This is a genomic window from Spirillospora sp. NPDC000708 (assembly GCF_040299565.1).
Taxonomy (GTDB): domain Bacteria; phylum Actinomycetota; class Actinomycetes; order Streptosporangiales; family Streptosporangiaceae; genus Spirillospora.
Genome location: NZ_JBEPCJ010000002.1, coordinates 83205 through 104675 on the forward strand (window position 1 = coordinate 83205; position 21471 = coordinate 104675).

A 21471-nucleotide genomic window follows, 5' to 3' on the forward strand; every position below is an offset into this window, starting at 1 on the left:
GCCGCTCGTTCGCGCGGTCAGCGCGGGTCGGCCGCCCGTCCGGAGGACGGCCGGTCAGCCCGCCCGGCGGTCGGACGCGCGGACCGCGAGCCGGTGCCGGAGCAGGCCGATGGCCTCCTCCAGCGTCGGCGCGGCGGCCTGCGCGCGGAGTTGCCGCCCGTCCAGCTCGGCGACGGCCCTGGCGAGGGCCGGCCTGGGCAGCGCCGGGTCGGCCACGATGCTCAGCGTGACCTGCACGGACGCGGCCCCGGTGCCGTCCAGCGCCGCGCGGACGGCACGCTCGGCCTCCGTGCGCTGGGCGTCCGTGACCTCGCCCGAGGTGAGAAACCGGACCTCCGGTCGCTCGAGGGTCGCGTTCATGGTTCCCCCAAGAGTGGATCTCGGTGATGTTCCGGGAAGTGCCGGGGCGCCGCGGGCGTCACCGCGGTGCGCGGCGCCCTCCCGACAAGTGAACGCCGTCCCGGACCCGAAGATCGCCCGAAGGGGACGAGAGCTTGGTCACCCGCCGGCGCTGTAGAGGACCTGATCAGGGGTGATGCGGACGGTGAGGCGCACCTCACCCTCCTGGACGGGATAGGTGGCGTTCCCGGTGTACTTTTCGGAGAGCCCGTTGATGACGTCCACGGCGCCCTCCGTCTCCAGCCTGCCCTCGCCCGAGACGCTGACCCAGTGGAACGCGTCGTCGGGGTCGAGGACGCTGACCGACACGCGCGCGTCCTTGCTGAGGTGCCGCTCCTTGGCGCGCCCGACGGCGGTGTTGATGAGGACGTCGTCGCTGTCGAGGCCCACCCACACGACGGTGTTGTGCAGGGAGCCGTCAGGGCGGACGGTCGTGGCCCACCCCGGCAGCGGGCGGTTCAGCAGTGCCTTGGCCTCGTCGGACAGCTTGCTCATGGATCCTCCTCATGGGACGGCTTCAACGGGTGCCTTCCACGCTCGACGGTCGCCAACCCCGGCACCGCGCCGTCTGTTCCCGTCCCGCCGATATTCACCGAACGAGATGACCGCCGTCATTCGCGCGTCATACGACCGCCTCGGAATACCGGTGCCGATTGGCGTGCACAAGAGCGCGAAACGCCAGGCAATTCGTGGGCCGGCAGTGACTTCGCCGCTATGAAAATGACCTCCTGGTCAACGAGATCGTCACCCGTTCGCCACGTTCCGCGTTCGACCCGCCACCGACGGCACTGGTCACGGGCCGTGGTCACGCTCCAAAACGCCGATCGGGCCCGCCGGGCGCCGCCCCCGGTTCGATCCAGGGGCCCGGCGGGAGTATCCTCACCCGCGCCGATCGGCGCACGGAGCGTCCAGCTCGACCGTTCTCACACGGATGAGCCGTTATGCCGAAGACGCGCTTTTTCATACTTCCCAAAAACGTGCTTCGATCCTCTAACATAGGGCGGTGCCGTTCCGCCCCAGAACAGACCCGTCGACTGGCTGGTGACCCCTTGCCCCAGGATTCAGCCGCACCCACGCCTCCGGCCGAGGGCGACCAGCCCGGCAGGCTGATCGACTACCCGCGGCGTGGCGGGCCCACGGTCCTGCGCATCCTGCTCGGCGCCCAGCTGCGCCGCCTGCGGGAGGACCGCGGCATCTCCACCGAGCAGGCGGGCTACGAGATCCGCGGCTCGCACTCCAAGATCAGCCGGATGGAGCTGGGGCGCGTCGGGTTCAAGGAGCGCGACGTCTCCGACCTGCTCACCCTGTACGGGGTGAACGACCCCGCCGAGCGCGCGCCGCTGCTGGAGCTGGCCAAGGAGGCCAACACCCCCGGCTGGTGGCACCGCTACGGCGACGTCCTGCCGAGCTGGTTCGAGGTCTACCTCGGGCTGGAGGAGGCCGCGTCGCTGCTGCGCACCTACGAGCTGCAGTTCGTGCCTGGCCTGCTGCAGACCGAGGACTACGCGCACGCCGTGGTGCGCCTCGGCTACTCCGACGCCTCCGACGAGGAGGTCGAGCGGCGCGTCCAGCTCCGCACGACCCGGCAGCGGCGGTTCACCTCGCCCGGCGCTCCGACGCTGTGGGCCGTCCTGGACGAGGCGGTCGTGCGCCGCCCGCTCGGCGGTCGCGACGTGATGCGCCGGCAGCTGCAGCACCTCATCGCGATGTCGGAGCTGCCGAACGTCACGCTCCAGATCGTGCCGTTCGGAGCGGGCGGGCACGCGGCCGCCGGCGGCCCGTTCACCATCCTGCGTTTCGCCGAGCCGGGCCTGTCCGACGTGGTCTATCTGGAGCAGCTCACCAGCGCGCTGTACCTGGACAAGCCGACCGACGTCGACACGTACATGCGCGCGATGAACAACCTGTGCATCACCGCCGCGCGCCCCGACGACACCGGCCGGCTGCTCACCGGCATCCTGAAGGAGCTCTGACCGCGCGCTAGCGGGACGCCTCCGCGGCTCGTCCAGCGGGCGCCTCCGCTGGCCTTCCAGCGAGCGCATCCGCTGTCCCTCCAGCGAGTGCCTCCGTCGTCCTTCTAGCGGGGCGGCTCCGCCGCCTCGTCCAGGACGCTCTCCTTCCGGCTGCGGCTGCCGCCGCGGAACTCCGCGATGACGTCCCCGTCCGGGACGCGCCTGACCGTCACGTCGTAGACGCCGCTGCGCCCGTACCGGGTGCGTTCCACGGCCGTCGCCTCCAGCACGTCGCCCGCGCGCGCGGGCGCGACGAACACGACGTCGGCGGACGCGGCGACGGTGACGGCGCCGTGGGTGTTGCACGCGTAGGCGAACGCCGAGTCGGCGAGCAGGAACAGGTAGCCGCCGTGGGCGATCCCGTGGCCGTTCACCATCGCCGGGGAGAGCGTCATGCGCAGCACCGCCCGTCCCGGCGCGATCCCGGTGATCTCCATCCCGAGGTCCTGCGCGACCTTATCGTCCGCGTACATCGTCTCGGCGCATCGCCGCGCCAGCTCCACCGGGTCGCTCACCGTCCCCAGCGTAATGAGCGTCCGGGCTTTGGGCCCCCGTCACGGGGAAGGTCATGGGGGGCTCGCGGGTTCACACAGGTGGCCGCGGTACGGCCGAAACCGGATGGAGGAGGACTCGATGCTGTACGGCAAGGAGCACGTCGAGCGTTACCAGGAGACCGACGGCGCGGAGGGGCACGACTGGCAGGGGACGGTCACGCTGCTGCTCACGACGAAGGGACGGCGCAGCGGCAAGGAGTACACGACGCCGCTCATCTACCAGCCCGAGGGGGACGCCTACCTGGTCGTGGCGTCCAAGGGCGGCGCTGACGAGCCGCCGGAGTGGTTCCTGAACCTCGAGGCGAACCCCGAGGTGAAGGTCCAGGTGAAGGGCGACCGGTTCACCGCGCGGGCGCGCACCGCGACGGCGGAGGAGAAGCCGGCGTTCTGGAAGAAGATGGCGGCGACGTGGCCCGCCTACGACGAGTACCAGCAGAAGACGGACCGCGAGATCCCCGTGGTCGTCCTCGAGCGGGTCTGAGGTCGGGGGCGCGCCGGGCGCGGGCGCGAACCGCCCGGCCCGGCCGGTTCCCTTTCGCAGGAGCGCCGGGGCGTGTAGCGTCGGGTGGGAACATCCGTTCGACCGCCGTCCGTCCGAGGCCGCCGAGGTGCGAAGGTGCCGACGTCTCCCAGCGCTGATGAGCACGGCGCCGAAAAGCGCGGCGCCGCCATGCACGGCGCCGGCGCCCCCGCGACCGGCGAGAACGGCGCGGACGAGGGTCCGCCGCCCCGGCTGCTGAAGCGCTGGGGGTTCGACGCGGCGCTGGCGCCCGAGGCCCTGGACGGCGCGTCCGGCCGGCGGTGCTGGCGGGTCGGCGCGTCCGGCGGCCCGTTCCTCCTGAAGGAGTACGCCCCGGCCGAACGGAAGCGCGTCCTCTTCCAGCACGAGCTGACGGGTGCGCTCGACGCCGCGGGGCTCCCCGTGCTCGCGCCGCTGCCGGCGAAGTCCGGCCGCACGCTCGTCACCGCCTCGGGGCACGCCTACGCGCTGTACCCGTGGGTCGCCGGGCGGCGCCGCGGCGGCCTGGAGCTGACCTTCCGGCAGTGCGAGGAGCTCGGCGGGCTGCTCGGCCGGCTGCACGCCGAGATGGAGCGGATCACGCCGCCCGTCCAGCAGAGCCTGCTCGTGCCGACGCCGCGCGCCGCGGACGCGGCGGCCGCCGTCGACGCGATGCTGGCGGCCGTGCCGGAGGGCGGCGGCACCGACTTCGACGCGCTGACCGCGCGCCGGCTGCGGGAGCGGCGTGCTCTGCTCGCCGAGTTCGCCGGGCACCAGCCGCCGGAGATCGAGGTCAGCACGGTCGGGCACCTGCACGGCGCGTTCCACGCGGGGCATCTGCGGTACGCGGGCGCGGGCAACGTCACGGCGGTGCTCGGCTGGGACGCGCTGACCACGGGTCCCGTCGCGGGCGAGGTCGTGCGGGCGGCGGCGCGGCTGTTCGCCTGCGAGGACGAGCGCGGCCTCGACCTCGACCGGGTGCAGGCGTTCGTGCGCGGGCACCGCGCCGCGTTCCCGCTGGACGCGGGGCAGATCCAGTCCGCGGTGCACCGCGAGTGGTGGGAGCGGCTCTGCGACGTGGCGCCGCTGCGGCACCGCTACCTGGGCGAGGAGGGCGCGGGCGAGCGGGGCGCGGCCGGGCTCGTGTCCTGGTGGTCGGCGCAGTTGGAGCGCACGCTCGAGGTGTTCGCAGCGCCGTACACCGACGCCTTCGCCGAAGTGCCGGACGGCAGTCCCGCCTACGGCTGACCCCCTCCCCCGCCGCGCCCGCCGGGGCGGGCTCGCGCGAAAGAGCCGTGCGGCACCGCGATGGGCGGCCGCCGGCGGGTAAGGACCTTCCGGGATGCGCGACGCGCGGCCGTGTGCCAGGCTTGTCCCGCACCGTTATGTATCGATCAGTCCAAAAGGAGCCGGAGATGACGCAGATCGCACTGCTCGGCACCGGGATCATGGGCGCCGCGATGGCCCGGAACCTGCTGAAGAACGGCCACGGCGTCGCCGCCTGGAACCGCACCCGGGAGCGCGCCGAGCCGCTCGCCGCGGACGGCGCGACCGTCGTCGACTCGCCCGCCGAGGCCGTCGAGGGCGCCGACGTCGTCATGACCATGCTGAACGACGGCGACACCGCGCTGGCCGTGATGACCGACGCCGCGCCCGCGCTGCGGGACGGGCGGATCTGGGCGCAGATGGGCACGGTCGGCGTCGACGACGTCCCGCGGCTCGCCGCGTTCGCCGCCGAGCACGGCGCGACCTTCGTGGACTCCCCCGTGCAGGGCACGAAGCAGCCCGCCGAACAGGGCAAGCTGATGGTCCTGGCGGCCGGCCCGCAGGACGCGCGGACGGTCCTCGACCCGGTGTTCGGCGCGATCGGCAGCCGCACGCTCTGGCTCGACGAGGACGGCGCGAGCGGCGCCGGCACCCGGCTGAAACTCGCCGCGGTGAGCTACGCCATCTCCCTCACCTCCGTCATCGCCGAGTCCGTCGCGCTGACCAAGGGGCTCGGGCTCGACCCGGCGCTGCTCGGCGAGGTCCTCACCGGCGGCGCGCTCGACAGCGCCTACCTGCAGATCAAGATGAAGGCGATGCTCGCCGACGACTACGCGACGAGCTTCGCCGTCCGCAACGCCGAGAAGAACACCCGGCTGATCCACGACGCGGCCGCGTCGGCGGGCGTCCGCGTCGACGTCAACGACGCGGCGGGCGACCGGTTCCGCCGCGTGATCGAGCAGGGCCACGGCGACGAGGACATGGCCGCGACCTACCGGGCGAGCTTCGGCGGCTGATCCGCCCGGTCCCGTGGGCGTGGCGGGGCGCCGCGCAGGCGGGCGCGGGGCGAGGATGGGCGCATGGAGGTACTGAGCAGCCGCATCCTGCTGCGTCCGGCCGACCTCGACCGCAGCCGGCGGTTCTACCGCGACGTGCTGGGGCTGGCGGTGTACCGCGAGTTCGGGCCGCCGGACTCCCCCGGCGTCGTGTTCTTCCTCGGGCCCGGATTCCTGGAGGTGTCGGGGCACGGGCCGGGCGGCGCCGGCCCGTCCCCCATGATCTGGCTGCAGGTCCGCGACGTGCGGGCCGAGCACGACCGGCTCGCGGCGGCCGGGGCGCGCGTCGTCCGCGAGCCGCGCGAGGAGCCGTGGGGCCTGGTGGAGATGTGGATCGAGGACCCGGACGGCGTGAGGATCGTCCTCGTGGAGGTGCCGGAAGGGCACCCGCTGCGACGCGACCCGCGATCCTGAGCGAGGTGCCATGACCGAGACGCCCGCCGAGTACTGGAACCACAACACCCACTACCACCGCCTCGTCCTGCGCAACGTGCCGCGCGGCTGCGGCGAGGCGCTCGACGTCGGCAGCGGCGACGGGCTGCTCGCGCGCCGGCTCGCGCCGCGCGCCCGCCACGTCACCGGGCTCGACCGGTCGGCGGAGATGGTCGTCAAGGCGAAGAGGCTGAGCGAGGGCGTCGGGAACGTCGACTTCGTCGAGGCCGGGCTGCTGGAGTACGACCTCCCGGAGCGGTACTACGACTTCGTGTGCAGCGTCGCCACGATCCACCACATGGACTTCGCCGCGGGCATGGCGGCGATGCGCGACGCGGTCCGGCCGGGCGGCGCGCTGGTGGTGCTCGGCCTCGCCAACAACGCCGGGCCGAAAGACTTCCTGTACGGGGCGGCGGGCGTGCCCGGGCACGTCCTGCACCGCCGGCTCCTCAAGCGCGGGACCGCGGGCGAGCCCGGCGCGCCGCTCGCCGATCCCGACATGACCTGGAGCGAGGTGCGGGACGAGGCGCTGCGGCTCCTGCCCGGCGCTGTGTTCCGCCGGCATCTGCTCTGGCGGTACTCCGTCGTCTGGCACCGGCCGCGCTGATCGGATCGGCCGCCGCGAAAGCTGGAAAACGCTGGAACTGTCTGGAAGCTCCTGTACTGTCTGCCGCATGCCCCCGTCCCCCGGCGTCCCGGCCCCCGACGCGCTGGAGGCGCGCATCGCGGAGCTGCGCGCCGGCGTGCGCCGCGCGATGGCGACCGGCGACCGGCGGACGGCCCGCGCGCTGCGCGCCGACCTGCGCCGCGCCGAGCAGGAGTGGGACACCGCCGTCCTCGGCGACGCCGGCGAGCCGGAGGAGCCCGCGCCCGCCGGAAGCGACGGGCGCCGCGGGCTGCTGCCCGTCCGCGACCAGGTCCACCAGGCGCTGACGCTGCTCGGGGTGCCCGCCGCGCCCAAGCTGATCGGGTCGGTGTACGCGGCGTTCTTCCCCGGCGAGATCCCCGGGACGCGGCTGACGAGCCTGCGCCGCGACGAGGAGCGCTCGTTCCGGACCGCGCCGTACGCGCGGCCCTACTACCTGTGCGCCGCGCTGACCGCCGACCTGCTCGCCCCCGCGCGCGGCCTGCTCACGGTGAGCACCTGGCCGCTGGAGCAGCGGATCGTCGGGCCGCTCAGCCCGCGCACCGACTTCCTCGCCTCCGCGATCCGCCTCGCCGAGCACGCCGGGCGCACGCCGCCCTCGCCGGACGCGCAGCGGCTGCTGTGGCGGTTCGCCTCCAACATTCCCGGTGCGGTCACCGGTACGGTCGGTACAGTCGATCCGGCCGTGCTCGCCGAGGCCGCCCGGGCCGAGCTGGACGTGCACCGGGAGCCCGACCGGCGGCGCCGCGCGTCGGCCGCCGGGCGCGCCCGGGCCCAGCTCGACGACGCGGAACGGCTGTTCGGCAGCCGGCTGCGGGCCCTGCAGGATTCCGCACGGCGACGTGCCAGCTCTGGAGAAACGGACCGATGACCGAGACCGCGCCGGAATTGGACCGGCTGCGCGGAAGCGCTCCGCCGCGCAACCACGACGCCCGCACGATCGCGGCGCTGACCGCCAATCCCGGCTGCGCCCGCCGCGGGCTGATGGACGCGGCGGGCGTCGACAAGGACGCGGTGGCGCGCGCGCTCGGGTTCCCGTCCCCGTTCGGCCAGTCGCAGTTCGCGATCACGCGCGGCAACGCGTTCGAGGCGCAGGTGAAGGCCGACGGGTGCGCGGAGCTGCTGACGCTGCTGCGCGACCGGATGGGCCTGGCGGTGACCGAGGTCGCCTACGACGATCTGGAGGTCGTCGCGGGGAACGAGGGGCGGGAGCTGCGGCACACCCGCACCCGGCGGCTGCTCGCCCAGGCGCTCGACACCGGCGAGGGCACCCTGTTCGACCATCCGCTGCTGCGGCTGGAGATCGGCGGGCAGCTCGCCTACCTGGAGCCGGACGTCATCGCGTTCCAGATCGAGGGCCGGCTGCACGTCATCGAGATCAAGTCGTTCGCGGTGGTGGACGGGCAGGCCGAGCCCGAGCAGGTCGCGGCGGCGGCCCGGCAGTCGGCGGTGTACGTGCTGGCGCTGCGCCGGCTGGTCGCCGAGCTCGGGCACGACCCGGCGCGGGTGTCGCACGAGGTGTTCCTCGTGTGCCCGGAGAACTTCTCCAACCGGCCGTCGGCGACGCCGCTGGACGTCCGCCCGCAGCTGGCCGTGCTGGAACGGCAGCTCGCGCGCCTCACCCGCGTCGACCGGATCCTGGACGCGCTGCCCGGCGACCTGACGTTCGAGCCCGGCGAGCATCTCGCCGACTCCGTCCGCACGGTGGAGGCGCGCTACGCGCCCGAGTGCATGGCGGGCTGCGAGATGGCGTTCTTCTGCCGCGACGAGGCGCGCGCCTGCGGGGCGACGGGTGCGCTCGGCCGGGCCGTGCGCGACGACCTCGGCGGCGTCGACACGATCGGCACGGCGCTGGGCCTCGCGGACGGGTCGCTCCGCCCGTCCGACGACCTCGCGGAGACGGCCGAGCAGCTGCGCGCGGCGGCCCGGCTGCGCGCCGAGGCCCTCGGCACCGGCCGCGGGGACCTCGCGTGACGGCCCGATGAGCGCGCTGAGCTCGCTGGCGCGGCTGGAGGCGGTGCGGGCCGGGATCGCGCAGCCGCTGGCGACGGTCCGGCACGTCCACGTGTCGGACGCGCCGCTGGTGCTGATCCCGTTGAAGCTCGCGGGCGAGGCGGCGGCGCCGCTGGCGGTCATGCTCGGGTCGGCGGCGGACGACCCGTCGCTGCTGGTGGTGCCGCAGCCGCGCAACCGCGACCTGCGGTTCGCGTTCGCGGCGGAGCTGGCCAAGCTCGTGCTGAACCACATCGAGACGAGCCGCGGCGAGGTGGAGGAGCTGCCGCCCGGCAAGGAGGGCGACGAGCGGATCCGGTACGGCAACGCGCCGCAGCTGCTCGTACCGAACCGCGGCGGTGTCGCGTTCCTGCGGCTGCTGGGCCGGTCGACGCGGTTCCGCAGCACCGAGGGCCCGTACGCGGTCGACCCGGCGGTGCCGGTGCTCGGCCGCTGGCTGACGTGGTTCGCCGACCGGCACGACCATCCGGGGTCGTCGCTGCTGCGCGCGATGACGGAGGTGCTGCGGCTGCACTGGGCGACCGGGCAGAGCTCGGTGGAGGACGGCAACCTCGCCGCGCTGATGGGGTGGATCGACCCGCCGGACGGGCTGGACGGCCCCGCCGCCGCGGCGCGCGCCGAGGACCCGGTGACCTGCCCGCCCGCCGGGCCCGCGACCGACCCGACGTTCGACAACGAGGTGCTCGCCCCGGCGATCGCCGCCTACGACCGGTCCGGCGGCGACCCGCGCGCCGGCGACCGGCTCCGCGCGCTCATCGGCGGGCAGCTCGCCCCGACATGGGACCTGATGTGGCGGGCGGTCGGCCTGCTGCGGGCGATGCCGGAGGGCGCGAGCGTCCCGCGCCGCTGGGAGCGCGACCGGGACGCCTTCACCTATTACCACCAGACGTTCGGCGAGGCGTATCCTCAGGCGCGCCGCGACCCGCCCGTCCGGGCGGCGCGGCGGCTGCACGATCTCGAACGCGCCCAGGACGCCTACGAGGCGCAGCGCGCGTTCGACGACCCCCTGGTCATGGCCGAGCACCGGCTGGCCGGGCAGGCGTTCGGCGGGCCGGTCACCGAGTGCGACCCGGCCCGGCTGGACGAGACGGGCAAACGGCCGAAGCTGCGTCCGCTGCTGCGGGTCCGCACCGAGGACCCCGTGCGGCTCGACATCGGGTCGACCGTGTGCAACGCGGCGCGCCCGGCGCTGAAGGGGAGGATCGTGGAGATCGGCGACGGCGGCGTGCTGCTGGAGCTGACCGGCGGGATGGGCCGCAAGCTCACCCCGGAGCCCGGCGCCGTCCCCGCGGTCGGCGACCGGGTGTGCTTCACCTCGCTGACGGAGGGCTCGTTCGGGGCCGCGAAGTTCCCCGACCGGGAGGACACGCCGTGGACCCACGGCGGGCCGCCCGAGGAGTACGTGCCGACCGACGAGGACGCCGAAGAGGACTGGTCATGACCGAACGCCGTCTGGTCGCGCTGGCCGGGCCGGAGCCGTCCCCCGGCCTCGATCCCGGTGAGGCCGCGACGCGGGCCGTCGACGGGGTGCTCGCCGACCTCGGCGGCGGGCACCGCGGCGTGGTGGTCGACTCGCCGCCCGGGGCGGGCAAGTCGACGCTGGTGGTCCGCGCGGCCGCGCACCTCGCCGAGGCGGGCGAGCGGCTGATGATCGTGGCGCAGACCAACGAGCAGGTCGACGACCTCATCGAGCGGATCGCGACGAAGCACCCGCAACTGACGCTGGGCCGGCTGTCGGCGTCGGGGTACCTGCCGTCCGAGCGGGTGCTGGCGCATCCGTCGGTGCGGGTCGCGCAGAAGGCCGACGACCTCGCCGAGCACACCATCGTCATCGCCACCGCCGCGAAGTGGGCGACGCTGTCCGACGGGTCGTGGCCGTGGGCGATCGTCGACGAGGCGTACCAGATGCGCTCGGACATGCTGCTGCGCATCGCCGGCCGGTTCGAGCGCGCCCTGTTCGTGGGCGACCCCGGCCAGCTCGACCCGTTCTCCACCGTCGAGGTCGAGCGCTGGGCCGGCCTGTCCTGGGACCCGATGCGCAGCGCCGTCTCGGTCCTGCTCGCGCACAATCCCGGCCTGCCCGTCCACCGGCTGCCGGTGTCGTGGCGGCTCCCCGCGTCCGCGGCACCGGTCGTGTCCGACGCGTTCTACCCCTTCACTGGCTTCCGCGCCGGGACGGACAAGGGCGACCGGCGGCTGGAGTACGGGGCGCGCGGCATGGGCACCAGCTACGACCACGCCCTGGAGGAGGCCGCCGCGACCGGCTGGGCGCTGTACGAGCTGCCCGCCCGCCACACGCTGCGCACCGACGCCGAGGCCGTCCGCGCGACCGCGACGCTCGCCGTCCGGCTGCTGCAGCGCGGCCCGGTCGCGCACTCCGAACTCGGCTCCAAGCCGGTGGACGCGACCCGCGTCGCGATCGGCGCCGCCCACCGCGACCAGGTCACCGCGATCCGCGCGGCGCTCGGCGAGCACGGCACGGGCATCACCGTCGACACCGCCAACCGGCTGCAGGGCCGCGAGTACGACGTGACGGTCATGCTGCACCCGCTGTCGGGCCGCCGCGACGCCACCGCGTTCCACCTGGAGTCGGGACGGCTGTGCGTCCTGACGTCGCGGCACCGGCACGCGTGCGTCGTGGTGGCGCGGGCGGGCATCCCCGAGCTGCTGGACGCCCACCCGTCCACCGAGCCCGTCCACCTCGGCGTGCCGGTCAAGTTCCCGGACGGGTGGGAGGCGAACCAGTCGATCCTCGCCCACCTGGCCCGGCACCGGGTCGCCGCGGACTGAGGACCCGGCGGCTACGCGGGCCCGGCGGTGGCGGCCCAGCGGCCCTTGTGCCGGGTGATCGTGATCGGGTGGTCGAAGCACGCGCTGACCAGCTCGGTCGTCAGCACCTCGGCCGCCGGCCCCGAGGCCAGGACCCGGCCCTCGCGCAGCAGCAGCGCGTGGCTGGTGCTGGTCGGCAGCTCCTCCAGGTGGTGCGTGACCAGGACGGTCGTCAGGTCCGGGCGCTCGCCCCGCAGCTGGTCGATGCTCGCGAGCAGCCGCTCGCGAGCCGCGACGTCCAGGCCCGTGGCGGGCTCGTCGAGCAGCAGCAGCGGCGGGTCGGGCATCAGCGCCCGCGCGATCAGCGCCCGGCCCCGCTCCCCCTGCGACAGGTTCGGCCAGCGGGCGTCGGTGCGCGCCGTCAGCCCCATCAGCGCGATCAGCTCGTCGGCGCGGCGCAGGTCGTCCTCGGTCGGCGTCCAGCGCGGGACGAGCTCGATGGTGCCCGTCACGCCGGTCAGCACGATCTCCCGGACGGTCCGCGCCGACTCCAGCGGGTGCCGCGGGTTGACCTGGCCGATCAGCTTCCGCAGCTCCTGCACGTCCACCCGGCCGAGCCGGCGGCCGAGGATCTCGGCGGCGCCGCGCGTCGGGTGGGTGTAGGCGCCGAGGATGCCGAGCAGCGTGCTCTTGCCGGCGCCGTTCGGCCCGATCAGCGCCCAGTGCTCGCCGCGCAGCACCGTCATGGTGACCTGGTCGAGCAGCGGCCGCCGGTCCCGGACGAGGTCGATCTTGTCGGCGTTGAGCACGATGTCGGTCGGGGCGGGAAGGGACAAGGGGACCTCCCTTTGGAGGGCTCGGTGGGACGGGCTCGCGGAAGGAGCACCGGGACATGCGGGGAGGCGCGCGGGGTATGCGTCCGGAACACCGGGCCGGGATCGCCGGAGCGGCGGAAGATCTTCAACGTACCCGAACGATCGCGCCGCCGGGTACGAGGGAGCCTCCCGGCCGGATACTGTGAGAGCCGTGCCTCAGCGATCAGGGAGGGACATGGAGGAGATCGGCTTCATGTGCGCCCGCTGCGGCGGCGAGGTGCACGACGTCACCCACAACCGCGAGGGCTCGCTGGACGGGGTGGGATACCGGCACAACCGCCGGGTGGAGCCGTGGGACCACGAGCTGGAACTCGCCGTCGGCGAAGCGTCGCCGGGCGAGCCCGCGTGCGACTTCTGCGGCGCCGACGGGCCGACGTGGCTGTACTACCCCACGCTCGACCCCGAGGACACCGACATGTTCGAGGTCGAGCTCGACACCACGCACCTGTCCGACGACGACACCGCCGTCGCCGTGCTGAACATGCTCTACCCCTGGTACGCCTGCGACACCTGCTCGGTCCTGGTCGCCGACCGCAAGGTCGACGTGCTCATCTCCCGCGCCCTGGAGCGCACCCCCGTCCCCGAGGACGTCGACGTCGACGAGGACACCGTCCGGGCCCGCCTGCGCGGCTCCCTCTCGGTGTTCTTCACCACCCGCCCGGGCCGCCCCCAGCCGTCGCGCGCGCTCTAGAGCAGGGGCGACGGCCCGGCATGTCGGTGCCGCTCATTATGATCGGTGCCGTTTTCGTGCGGCGGATGTGATTGCGGGGGACCCAGTGATCATCGATAGGCGGTTCCACGGCCCGGACGGGTCGGGCAACGGGGGGTACACGGCGGGGCTGCTGGCGGGGCGGGTGCCGATCGACACGGTGACGGTGACGCTGCGGCAGCCGCCACCGCTGGAGACCGAGCTGACGGTCACCGTGGAGGACGAGCGCGGGCACAGCGTGCGGATGTGGGACGGGGAGACGCTCGTCGCGGAGGCCCTCGCGGGGGCGATCGTGGTGCCGCCGGTACCGCCGGTCCCGTTCGTGGACGCGCTGCGGGCGGCGGAGAAGTTCCGGGCGATCGAGAACCATCCGTTCCCGCGCTGCTTCGTGTGCGGGCCGGAGCGCGAGCCCGGCGACGGGCTCCGGCTGGAGCCCGGGCAGGTCGGCGACGGCACCGTCGCGGCGCCGTGGGTGCCCGACCGGGTGCCGGAGCGGACGCTGGTGTGGGCGGCGCTGGACTGCCCCGGCGGCTGGTCGTTCGACGTGGCGGGCCGCCCGGCCGTCCTCGGCACGATGACCGCGCAGGTCACCGACGTGCCCGAGGCCGGTGAGGAGTGCGTGGTGATGGGGCTGGCGCGCAGCCGGGAGGGCCGCAAGATGCACGCGGCGACCGCGCTGTACGGCGCCGACGGGCGGCTGCTCGGCCGCGCCGAGCAGATCTGGATCGAGATCGACCCGGAGCGGTTCGGCCGGTGACCCGCCGGGGGCGGCGGACCGGTGCTCCGGAACCGCCGCCCGCCAGACCGTCTCCACCCGACCGCGGGAAATATGTCACGCGACATGGTCCGGCACCGCCGTTCCGCTGTTCAATCTGACTTTCCGCGACTGGAGGCGGGTCAGATGGGCGGAACGGTCTTCCTTCTCCTCGGGGTGGCGGCGCTCGCGGTGTACACCGGCAGGCACTGGGAGCGGGCCCGCCGCGCCGCGTCCGACATGCGGCTGAGCCGCCGGCGGGTCGCCGGCCTGCGGCGGACGGCGGTGCGCGAGCGCGGCCAGGCCACCATGATCGTCGCGGGGGCGGTCGTCGTCCTCGTGATCGTCGTCAAGTACGGCTGAGCCGCCGGCGCCCGGCCGTCAGGGGCCGGTGAACAGCGGGTCCTCCCGGTCGGCTCCTTTCAGCTGCCGGCGCGGCAGCGGCGGCTCGCCCGCCGGGGGGCCGCCCGCGGGCGACGGGGGGCCGCCGGCGGCGGGCGGCGGCAGCGTGTGCCCGCCCGACTGGGACGATCCGGGCGGCGGTCCGCCGTGCGTTCCGTTCGGTCCGTGCGTCCCGTTCGGTCCGTGCGTCCCGTTCGGTCCGTGCGTCCCAGGCGGGACGGGCGCGCCGAGCGGGAAGCCGGAGCCGCCGGCGGGGCCGGTCGACGCCAGCGGCGGCTGCGCGCCGCCGGGGGCGTTCGCGAAGCCCGGCGGCGGGACGGGGCTCCCGCCGGACAGCCGGCCGCCCGGCGGGACGTTGGACGACAGGGTGTTGTGGGTGAGCTGGTCTATCTGGCGGCGCGCGCGGTCGGCCTCGGCGCGGGCGGCGTCGCGCTCCTCGGCGAGGGCGGACAGCGCGGCCTGCTGCTCGGCGACCGACTGGGACAGCTGGCGCAACTGCACCGCCTGGTCGTTGATCTTGGCGGTCAGCTCGTCGCGCTCGCCGGTGGCGGCCTCGGCCTGCGCCCGCGCGGCGTCGCGCTCCTTGGCGGCGTCCTCGGCGCGGGCGTTGGCGCGGACCACCTCCGCCTCGGCCTCGGACTGCGCGCGCAGCGCGGCGGCGCGCTCCGCCTCGGCCTTGCTGGCGGCCTGCATGGCGCGCTGGCGCTGCGCCTCGGTGTCGCGCATGGCGTTGCGCAGGTCCTCGGCGCCCTGCTTGGCGACCGCGGCCTCGACCCGCTGCGACTCGGCGGCGCCCTCGGCCTCGGCGAGCTTGGCGTGCAGCCCGACCAGCTCGGCGCGGGCGGCCTCCAGCGCGGCGAGCAGCTCGGTCTCGCGGGCGGCGACGCGGTCGCGCTCGCTCTCGGCGGCGAGCTTCGCCGTCATCGACTGCTGCGCGATCTGGTGCGCCTCCTCCCACGCCTGCTGCGCGGCGTCGCGCTTGGCGGTCGCGAGGCGGGCCTCCTCGCGGGCCTCGGCGGCGTCCTTCTCGGCCTTGTCGGCGCGGCCCCGGGCGGACGACGCCTCGTGCCACGCCTCCTCCGCCTTGCGCTGCGAGGCGTCCCGCTCGCTCTGCGCGATGGCCAGCTCGCGGGCGGCCTCGGCCCGCACCTCGGCGACCCGGCGCTCGACACCGGCGACGCTCAGCTCGGAGGTCAGCGAGTCGGCGAGCAGGTCCGCAGCCTTCTCCAGCCGCTCGACCATCTCCCAGGCGGAGGCGACCTGCCCGGTGAGGCCGGGCGCGTCCCGGCCCCGCTCGCGGCGGTCGCGGGCCTCGCGGGCGCAGGCGCCGTCGTTGTCCTGGCAGTACCGGACGGTGCGGACGGCCCCGACCGGCTGCGGGACCGGCCGCCCGCAGTTCGCGCACGGCCAGACCGTCACGGGGTCGCCCATCCGCGCGACCGCCGTCTCGGCGCCGGCGGCGCCGGCGATGTCGTCGCGCGCCTCCGGCGCGGACTGCTGCGGCATGCCCTGCCGCGGGGCCCCCTGCTGCCCTGGCGAGCCCTGCCCGCCGACCGCGTCGCCCTCCGCGGACGCGGCGCCCTGCGGACGCCCGTCCTCGGAGACCGCGCCCTGGGGAGCCGCGGCCGTCCCCTCGGGGCCGCTATTGTCGCGCTCTTCGCTGTTAGGCATGGAATGAACCATACGCACTAGTACACGGTACTGCAGTGACTTGCGAGGTAGATGTGGGACCACGCACGTCGCACCGAAGTGAGTAGAACCGCCCGGGCGTCACCGCACGGCGAACCGGTCCGTCGCCTCGATGAGCCGGTCCAAGGTGCCCGGTTCGGCGCCGCCGTGCCCCGCGTCCTCGACGATGTGGAACTCCGCCTCGGGCCAGGCGAGGTGCAGGTCCCACGCCTGGTCCGGCGGGGTCTTCATGTCGTAGCGGCCGTTGACGATCACGGCGGGGACGTGCCGGATCCGGTCGACGCCCGCGAGCAGGCCGCCGTCGGGCAGGAATCCGCCGGCGGCGATGTAATGGTGCGTGATACGGGCGAACGCGAGGACGGCCGGGTCGTCGAGGTCGGGCGCCGCGACGGGCAGCAGCGTGTTGGCGCACAGCTCCCACCCCATCCACGCCCGCGCCGCGGGCAGGTGGACGGCCGGGTCCGGGTCCTCGATACGGCGGCCGTAGGCGGCGACCATGTCGTCCCGCTCGTCCGGCGGGATCGCGTCGCGGAACGCGGCCCACTCGGCCGGGAACAGGTGGGCGGCGCCGGTCGGCGTGAACCCCCACGCCTCGTCGGACGGCCGGACGAGGTAGACGCCGCGCAGCACCATCTCCGTGACCCGCTCGGGATGGGCCTGCGCGTAGGCGAGCGCGAGGGTGCTCCCCCAACTGCCGCCGAACACCAGCCAGCGGTCGATCGACAGGTGCTCGCGCAGCCGCTCGATGTCGGCGACGAGGTGCGGTGTGGTGTTGTGCTCGAGGGAGACGCCGGGGTCTCCGGCGTGCGGGCGGCTCCGGCCGCAGTTGCGCTGGTCGAACAGGACGATCCGGTACGCGGCGGGGTCGAAGAAGCGCCGGAAGGCGGGGACCACGCCGCCGCCGGGCCCGCCGTGCAGGAACACCGCGGGCTTGCCGTCCGGGTTCCCGCAGACCTCCCAGTGGACGCGGTTCCCGTCGCCGACGTCCAGCAGGCCGGAGTCGTAGGGCTCGATCGGCGGGTAGAACTCCCTCAAGGCCATACCCCCAGTCATATCCGACAATTGATCATGTTCGCACCGCGTTAGCATCCCGCGAATGGAGATGACGTGCACGCAGTGCGGGGGCGGCGACTTCGAGCCCGGCTTCATCGAGGACGCCGGGCAGGCCAGCCGGGGGTACGCGCGCTGGATCGAGGGCGCGCTCGAGCTGGGCCTGTTCGGCGGTGCGAAGCGCATAGGCCGGCCCCGCCGGCAGATCGAGGCGTGGCGGTGCCGGCGGTGCGCGCATCTGGAGCTGTTCGCACGCGACCCCGCCTGAGCTACAGCTGGGCCATGGCCTTGCGGATGCGCTTGTCGGACACGGGGAACCGGGTGCCGAGCTGCTGGGCGAACAGGCTGACCCGCAGCTCCTCCAGCATCCAGCGGATCTGCCGGGCGGGCTCCTCGTCGCGGCGGGACGGGTGCAGCCGGCGGAGCGCCTGCTCGTACTCCTGCCCCAGCACGTCGACCTGGTGCGCGAGCATCCGGTCGCGTCCCGGGTTCTCGGGGAGCTTGTCGAGGCGGATCTGCAGCGCGCGCAGGTAGCGGGGCAGGTCGGCGAGCCGCGCCCAGCCCGTCTCGGTGACGAACCCCGGGTGGATCAGGCCCGCCAGCCGCCCGCGGATGTCGGTCAGCGCCGGGACGAGCGTGAGGCTGGCGGTGCCGCGCAGCCGCCGGTCCAGCTCGTGGGACTCGGCGAGGATCCGCTCGACCAGCCCGACGACCTGCGCGGTGGCGTCGTGCAGGTCGGCGCGGACCCGGTCGTACAGCGCGCGGAAGCCGGCCTCGTCCCACGCGGGCCCGCCCGCCTCGGCGATGAGCCGGTCGGCGGCGGCGGTGACGCAGTCGTCGAACAGCGCCGCGACGGACCCGTGCGGGTTGTGGCTGAGCGCCAGCTTGCCCTTGTTGGTCAGGCGGCCCTGGATGAGCTTCACCGGGGACGGCGCGTTCAGCAGGATGAGGCGGCGCGTGCCGAGCCACATGGCGCGGCGCTGCTCGGCCTCCGTCTCGTACATGCGGACGGCGACGCTGTCGCCCTCGTCGGTCAGCGCCGGGTACGCCTTCACGTCGTAGCCGGCCTGCCGCCGCTCGTAGGTGCGGGGCAGCTCGCCGATCGTCCACTCGGTGAGGCCGGACCGCTCCACGTTCGACGCGGCCTTCGCCAGCGTCCCGCGCACCTTGCCCGCGAGCCCGCGTTTCAGCTCGTCGAGGTCGGTGCCCTCGCCGAGGGTGCGCTTGCGGTCGTCGACGACGCGGAAGGTGATGCGCAGGTGCGCGGGCAGCCGCGAGGGGTCCCACGCCTCCCGCGCGACGGCGACGCCCGTCATCGCGGTCAGCTCGCGCTCCAGCGCGTCCAGCAGCGGCTCGGTGCGCGGCGCGACGCGGTCGAGGACCTTGCGGGCGTAGTCGGGCGCCGGGACGAAGTTGACGCGCAGCTGCTTCGGCAGCGACCGGATCAGCTCGGTGACCAGCTCGGTGCGCAGGCCGGGGACCTGCCATTCGAACCCGTCCGGGCGGACCTGGTTGAGGACCTGGACGGGGATGTGGACGGTGACGCCGTCGGCGTCGGTGCCCGGCTCGAACTGGTAGGTCAGCCGCAGCCGCAGCGGCCCCTGCTTCCACACGTCAGGGTAGTCGGCCTCGCTGACGCCGCCCGCGGTCTCGTTGATGAGCATCGACTTCTCGAACCCGAGCAGGTCGGGGTCCGAGCGCCGCGCCCGCTTCCACCACGCGTCGAAGTGCCGCCCGGAGACGACGTCCTCGGGGATCCGCGCGTCGTAGAAGTCGAAGAGCGTCTCGTCGTCCACGAGGATGTCGCGGCGGCGGGCGCGGTGCTCCAGTTCCTCGACCTCCTCGAGCAGCGCGCGGTTGTCGTGGAAGAACTCGTGGTGGGTCTCCCAGTCGCCCTCGACGAGCGCGTGCCGGATGAACAGCTCGCGGGACAGCGCCGGGTCGATGGAGCCGTAGTTGACGCGCCGGTCGGCGACGATCGGCACCCCGTACAGGGTGACCTTCTCGTGCGCCATGACGGCGGCCTGCTTCTTCGACCAGTGCGGCTCGCTGTAGTTGCGCTTGACGAGGTGCTCCGCCAGCGGCTCGATCCAGTCCGGCTCGATCTTGGCGTTGATGCGCCCCCAGAGCCGGGACGTCTCGACCAGCTCCGCCGACATCACCCAGCGCGGCGGCTTCTTGAACAGCGCCGACCCCGGGAACACGGCGAACTTCGCGCCGCGCGCGCCGAGGTACTCCTGCCCGCGCCGCGGCTTGTCCTTCTCCTTCTTGTCGGAGTCGATGAGCCCGATGTGCGAGAGGAGGCCGGCGAGCAGGGAGACGTGGATGCGGTCGGGCGGGGCGTCGGCGGTGTTGAGCGTGACGCCCAGCGACTTGGCGACCTGCTTGAGCTGGCCGTGCAGGTCCTGCCACTCGCGGACGCGCAGGAAGTGCAGGAACTCGTTCTTGCACATGCGGCGGAACGCGCTGCCCGACAGCTCCTTCTGCCGCTCGCGCAGGTAGTTCCACAGGTTCAGGTACGCCAGGAAGTCGGACGTGGGGTCGGCGAACCGGCGGTGCATCTCGTCGGCGGCCTGCTGGTGCTCGGCGGGGCGCTCGCGCGGGTCCTGGATCGACAGCGCGGCGGCGATGACGAGGACCTCGCGGACGCACCCGTTGCGGTCGGCCTCCAGCACCATGCGGGCGAGCCGCGGGTCCACGGGCAGCTGCGCGAGCCGGCGGCCGAGCGGGGTGAGCCGCTTGCGCGGGTCCTTCTCGGCCGGGTCGATGGCGCCGAGCTCGTGCAGCAGGTCGACGCCCGCCTTGACGTTGCGGCGGTCCGGCGGCTCCACGAACGGGAACGCGGCGATGTCGCCGAGGCCGAGCGCCGTCATCTGCAGGATGACCGACGCGAGGTTCGTGCGCAGGATCTCCGGGTCGGTGAACTCGGGCCGGGACTCGAAGTCCTCCTCGGAGTACAGCCGGATGCACACGCCCTCGGACACGCGGCCGCAGCGCCCCTTGCGCTGGTTCGCCGACGCCTGCGAGACCGGCTCGATCGGGAGCCGCTGCACCTTCAGCCGGTGGCTGTAGCGGGAGATGCGGGCGGTGCCCGGGTCGACGACGTACTTGATGCCGGGGACGGTCAGCGACGTCTCGGCGACGTTCGTCGCGAGGACGACGCGCCGCCCGCGATGCGCCTGGAACACCCGGTGCTGCTCGGCGGCCGACAGCCGCGCGTACAGCGGCAGCACCTCGGTCGCCGTCCTCTGGCGGGTGAAGTGCTTGGTGAGCGCGTCGGCGGTGTCGCGGATCTCCCGTTCGCCGCTGAGGAAGACCAGGACGTCGCCGGGCGCCTCGCGGCCCAGCTCGTCGACCGCGTCGATGATCGCCTGGATCTGGTCGCGGTCGGGGTCGGCGGACGGGTCGTCGGGGTCGGCGACCGGCCGGTACCGCACCTCCACCGGGTACGTCCGGCCGGAGACCTCGACGATCGGGGCGTCGCCGAAGTGCCGGGAGAACCGCTCGGGGTCGATCGTCGCCGAGGTGATGATCACCTTGAGGTCGGGACGCCGCGGCAGGATCTCCTTGACGTAGCCGAGCAGGAAGTCGATGTTCAGGCTGCGCTCGTGCGCCTCGTCGATGATCAGCGTGTCGTACTGGCGCAGCAGCCGGTCGGTCTGGATCTCGGCGAGCAGGATGCCGTCGGTCATCAGCTTCACGAGCGTGTCGTCGCCGGCCCTGTCGGTGAAGCGGACCTTGTAGCCGACGGTGTCGCCGAGCTCGGTGCCGAGCTCCTCGGCGATCCGGTCGGCGACGGTGCGGGCGGCGAGCCGGCGCGGCTGGGTGTGGCCGATCGAGCCGAGCACGCCGCGGCCGAGCTCCAGGCAGATCTTCGGGATCTGGGTGGTCTTGCCGGACCCGGTCTCGCCCGCGACGATCACGACCTGGTGGTCGCGGACCGCGGCGAGGATGTCGTCCTTCTTCTGCGCGACCGGCAGCTCCGCCGGGTAGGTGATCTCGGGCACGGCGAGGCGCCGCCGCTCGACCCGCCGTCCGGCGGCCTCGACGTCGGCGGCGATCTCCTCGGCGACCTTCGCGCGCCGCGCCGCGTCCCGCATCTTCTGGGCGCCGTCGATGCGGCGGCGGAGCCGGTGCTGGTCGCGCAGCATCAGCTCGGGCAGGCGCGCGCGCAGGTCGGCGAGCGGCGATCTCACAGGCGTCCTCATAACCATCGACAAGGATAGGGTTCCAGGCCGGCAGGCCCCGCTCACCCTCAAACCTTCGCACCGTAGCCGGAATCGCCCGCGCCGGGCGATCCATTTTCCGTCGGCGCGCCGATTACAACGCCCGCCGCCCCACCGGGCA

21 protein-coding genes are annotated in these 21471 nt (G+C 74.1%); 14 read left to right on the plus strand and 7 right to left on the minus strand.

The window, feature by feature from the left end; translation table 11 throughout:
- Nucleotides 1–54 precede the first annotated feature (54 nt).
- Nucleotides 55–360, minus strand: a complete 306-nt coding sequence (locus ABT299_RS01935; protein ID WP_500249456.1) for a hypothetical protein — start codon at nucleotides 358–360, stop codon at nucleotides 55–57.
- Nucleotides 361–498: 138 nt separating this feature from the next.
- Nucleotides 499–894 (minus strand): PPOX class F420-dependent oxidoreductase, encoded by a 396-nt coding sequence (locus tag ABT299_RS01940; protein WP_500249457.1) that lies wholly within the window; start codon nucleotides 892–894, stop codon nucleotides 499–501.
- Nucleotides 895–1505: 611 nt separating this feature from the next.
- Here ABT299_RS01940 and ABT299_RS01945 point away from each other — a divergent pair.
- On the plus strand, nucleotides 1506–2372 hold the full coding sequence (locus ABT299_RS01945) for a Sco1979 family transcriptional regulator (RefSeq protein ID WP_190858592.1): 867 nt from the start codon (nucleotides 1506–1508) through the stop codon (nucleotides 2370–2372).
- Between the two features lie 104 nt (nucleotides 2373–2476).
- On the opposite strand, the gene paaI is transcribed toward ABT299_RS01945, so the two are convergent.
- Nucleotides 2477–2884: a hydroxyphenylacetyl-CoA thioesterase PaaI gene (paaI, locus tag ABT299_RS01950; protein ID WP_387020986.1), complete on the minus strand. Its 408-nt coding sequence runs from the start codon at nucleotides 2882–2884 to the stop codon at nucleotides 2477–2479.
- Nucleotides 2885–3044: 160 nt separating this feature from the next.
- On the opposite strand from paaI, the gene ABT299_RS01955 reads away from it, so the two are divergent.
- The 9 genes from ABT299_RS01955 (at nucleotide 3045) to ABT299_RS01995 (ending at nucleotide 11666) form a co-directional block, all read left to right on the plus strand.
- Nucleotides 3045–3446, plus strand: coding sequence for a nitroreductase family deazaflavin-dependent oxidoreductase (locus tag ABT299_RS01955; protein ID WP_387020753.1), 402 nt, complete (start codon nucleotides 3045–3047; stop codon nucleotides 3444–3446).
- Nucleotides 3447–3581: 135 nt separating this feature from the next.
- Nucleotides 3582–4712 (plus strand): phosphotransferase enzyme family protein, encoded by a 1131-nt coding sequence (locus ABT299_RS01960; RefSeq protein WP_500249458.1) that lies wholly within the window; start codon nucleotides 3582–3584, stop codon nucleotides 4710–4712.
- Between the two features lie 167 nt (nucleotides 4713–4879).
- Nucleotides 4880–5746, plus strand: a complete 867-nt coding sequence (locus ABT299_RS01965) for an NAD(P)-dependent oxidoreductase (protein ID WP_500193568.1) — start codon at nucleotides 4880–4882, stop codon at nucleotides 5744–5746.
- Between the two features lie 63 nt (nucleotides 5747–5809).
- Complete coding sequence (locus ABT299_RS01970; protein WP_190858439.1) at nucleotides 5810–6199, plus strand: VOC family protein; 390 nt, start codon at nucleotides 5810–5812, stop codon at nucleotides 6197–6199.
- Between the two features lie 10 nt (nucleotides 6200–6209).
- The gene (locus tag ABT299_RS01975; protein ID WP_500249459.1) at nucleotides 6210–6824 is read left to right on the plus strand and encodes a class I SAM-dependent methyltransferase; all 615 of its coding nucleotides are present in this window, start codon (nucleotides 6210–6212) and stop codon (nucleotides 6822–6824) included.
- 67 nt (nucleotides 6825–6891) lie between these two features.
- Nucleotides 6892–7734 (plus strand): serine/threonine-protein kinase, encoded by an 843-nt coding sequence (locus ABT299_RS01980; RefSeq protein WP_190858443.1) that lies wholly within the window; start codon nucleotides 6892–6894, stop codon nucleotides 7732–7734.
- Nucleotides 7731–8837, plus strand: coding sequence for a hypothetical protein (locus ABT299_RS01985; RefSeq protein ID WP_387020739.1), 1107 nt, complete (start codon nucleotides 7731–7733; stop codon nucleotides 8835–8837). Before ABT299_RS01980 ends, ABT299_RS01985 begins: the two co-directional genes overlap by 4 nt.
- 7 nt (nucleotides 8838–8844) lie before the next feature.
- Complete coding sequence (locus tag ABT299_RS01990; protein WP_500249460.1) at nucleotides 8845–10317, plus strand: hypothetical protein; 1473 nt, start codon at nucleotides 8845–8847, stop codon at nucleotides 10315–10317.
- Complete coding sequence (locus ABT299_RS01995; RefSeq protein ID WP_500249461.1) at nucleotides 10314–11666, plus strand: AAA family ATPase; 1353 nt, start codon at nucleotides 10314–10316, stop codon at nucleotides 11664–11666. The genes ABT299_RS01990 and ABT299_RS01995 overlap by 4 nt, the downstream gene beginning before the upstream one ends.
- An 11-nt stretch (nucleotides 11667–11677) precedes the next feature.
- Here the strand turns inward: ABT299_RS01995 and ABT299_RS02000 are convergent, their stop codons facing one another.
- On the minus strand, nucleotides 11678–12481 hold the full coding sequence (locus ABT299_RS02000; protein ID WP_500249462.1) for an ABC transporter ATP-binding protein: 804 nt from the start codon (nucleotides 12479–12481) through the stop codon (nucleotides 11678–11680).
- A gap of 214 nt (nucleotides 12482–12695) precedes the next feature.
- Here ABT299_RS02000 and ABT299_RS02005 point away from each other — a divergent pair, with 214 nt between their 5' ends.
- From ABT299_RS02005 to ABT299_RS02015, 3 genes are all read left to right on the plus strand, one after another.
- The gene (locus ABT299_RS02005; RefSeq protein ID WP_190858453.1) at nucleotides 12696–13211 is read left to right on the plus strand and encodes a hypothetical protein; all 516 of its coding nucleotides are present in this window, start codon (nucleotides 12696–12698) and stop codon (nucleotides 13209–13211) included.
- 85 nt (nucleotides 13212–13296) lie between these two features.
- Nucleotides 13297–13986, plus strand: a complete 690-nt coding sequence (locus ABT299_RS02010) for a hypothetical protein (RefSeq protein WP_190858455.1) — start codon at nucleotides 13297–13299, stop codon at nucleotides 13984–13986.
- 144 nt (nucleotides 13987–14130) lie between these two features.
- Nucleotides 14131–14346: a hypothetical protein gene (locus tag ABT299_RS02015; protein ID WP_190858457.1), complete on the plus strand. Its 216-nt coding sequence runs from the start codon at nucleotides 14131–14133 to the stop codon at nucleotides 14344–14346.
- A gap of 18 nt (nucleotides 14347–14364) precedes the next feature.
- On the opposite strand, the gene ABT299_RS02020 is transcribed toward ABT299_RS02015, so the two are convergent.
- Nucleotides 14365–16056, minus strand: coding sequence for a chromosome segregation ATPase (locus ABT299_RS02020; RefSeq protein WP_500249463.1), 1692 nt, complete (start codon nucleotides 16054–16056; stop codon nucleotides 14365–14367).
- Between the two features lie 99 nt (nucleotides 16057–16155).
- Entirely contained in the window at nucleotides 16156–17109 is a 954-nt protein-coding gene (gene pip, locus ABT299_RS02025; RefSeq protein WP_500249573.1) for a prolyl aminopeptidase, read from the minus strand.
- A 61-nt stretch (nucleotides 17110–17170) separates the two neighbouring features.
- Here pip and ABT299_RS02030 point away from each other — a divergent pair, with 61 nt between their 5' ends.
- Nucleotides 17171–17392 carry a hypothetical protein gene (locus ABT299_RS02030; RefSeq protein WP_190858460.1) on the plus strand — a complete coding sequence of 74 codons (222 nt, stop codon included), beginning with the start codon at nucleotides 17171–17173 and terminating at the stop codon, nucleotides 17390–17392.
- 1 nt (nucleotide 17393) lies between these two features.
- Here ABT299_RS02030 and hrpA read toward each other — a convergent pair whose 3' ends face one another.
- Nucleotides 17394–21332: an ATP-dependent RNA helicase HrpA gene (gene hrpA / locus ABT299_RS02035; RefSeq protein WP_500249464.1), complete on the minus strand. Its 3939-nt coding sequence runs from the start codon at nucleotides 21330–21332 to the stop codon at nucleotides 17394–17396.
- Nucleotides 21333–21471 lie beyond the last annotated feature (139 nt).

Bases quoted from the DNA above. Each gene is read 5' to 3' on its own strand.
- hrpA (WP_500249464.1), bottom strand. From the start codon at position 21,332: ATGAGGACGCCTGTGAGATCGCCGCTCGCCGACCTGCGCGCGCGCCTG.
- ABT299_RS01940 (WP_500249457.1), bottom strand. From the start codon at position 894: ATGAGCAAGCTGTCCGACGAGGCCAAGGCACTGCTGAACCGCCCGCTG.
- ABT299_RS01990 (WP_500249460.1), top strand. From the start codon at position 8,845: ATGAGCGCGCTGAGCTCGCTGGCGCGGCTGGAGGCGGTGCGGGCCGGG.
- ABT299_RS01965 (WP_500193568.1), top strand. From the start codon at position 4,880: ATGACGCAGATCGCACTGCTCGGCACCGGGATCATGGGCGCCGCGATG.
- ABT299_RS02020 (WP_500249463.1), bottom strand. From the start codon at position 16,056: ATGCCTAACAGCGAAGAGCGCGACAATAGCGGCCCCGAGGGGACGGCC.
- ABT299_RS01955 (WP_387020753.1), top strand. From the start codon at position 3,045: ATGCTGTACGGCAAGGAGCACGTCGAGCGTTACCAGGAGACCGACGGC.
- ABT299_RS01935 (WP_500249456.1), bottom strand. From the start codon at position 360: ATGAACGCGACCCTCGAGCGACCGGAGGTCCGGTTTCTCACCTCGGGC.
- ABT299_RS02005 (WP_190858453.1), top strand. From the start codon at position 12,696: ATGGAGGAGATCGGCTTCATGTGCGCCCGCTGCGGCGGCGAGGTGCAC.
- ABT299_RS01985 (WP_387020739.1), top strand. From the start codon at position 7,731: ATGACCGAGACCGCGCCGGAATTGGACCGGCTGCGCGGAAGCGCTCCG.
- ABT299_RS01980 (WP_190858443.1), top strand. From the start codon at position 6,892: ATGCCCCCGTCCCCCGGCGTCCCGGCCCCCGACGCGCTGGAGGCGCGC.
- paaI (WP_387020986.1), bottom strand. From the start codon at position 2,884: ATGTACGCGGACGATAAGGTCGCGCAGGACCTCGGGATGGAGATCACC.
- ABT299_RS01995 (WP_500249461.1), top strand. From the start codon at position 10,314: ATGACCGAACGCCGTCTGGTCGCGCTGGCCGGGCCGGAGCCGTCCCCC.
- ABT299_RS02030 (WP_190858460.1), top strand. From the start codon at position 17,171: ATGGAGATGACGTGCACGCAGTGCGGGGGCGGCGACTTCGAGCCCGGC.
- ABT299_RS01975 (WP_500249459.1), top strand. From the start codon at position 6,210: ATGACCGAGACGCCCGCCGAGTACTGGAACCACAACACCCACTACCAC.
- ABT299_RS02015 (WP_190858457.1), top strand. From the start codon at position 14,131: ATGGGCGGAACGGTCTTCCTTCTCCTCGGGGTGGCGGCGCTCGCGGTG.
- ABT299_RS01970 (WP_190858439.1), top strand. From the start codon at position 5,810: ATGGAGGTACTGAGCAGCCGCATCCTGCTGCGTCCGGCCGACCTCGAC.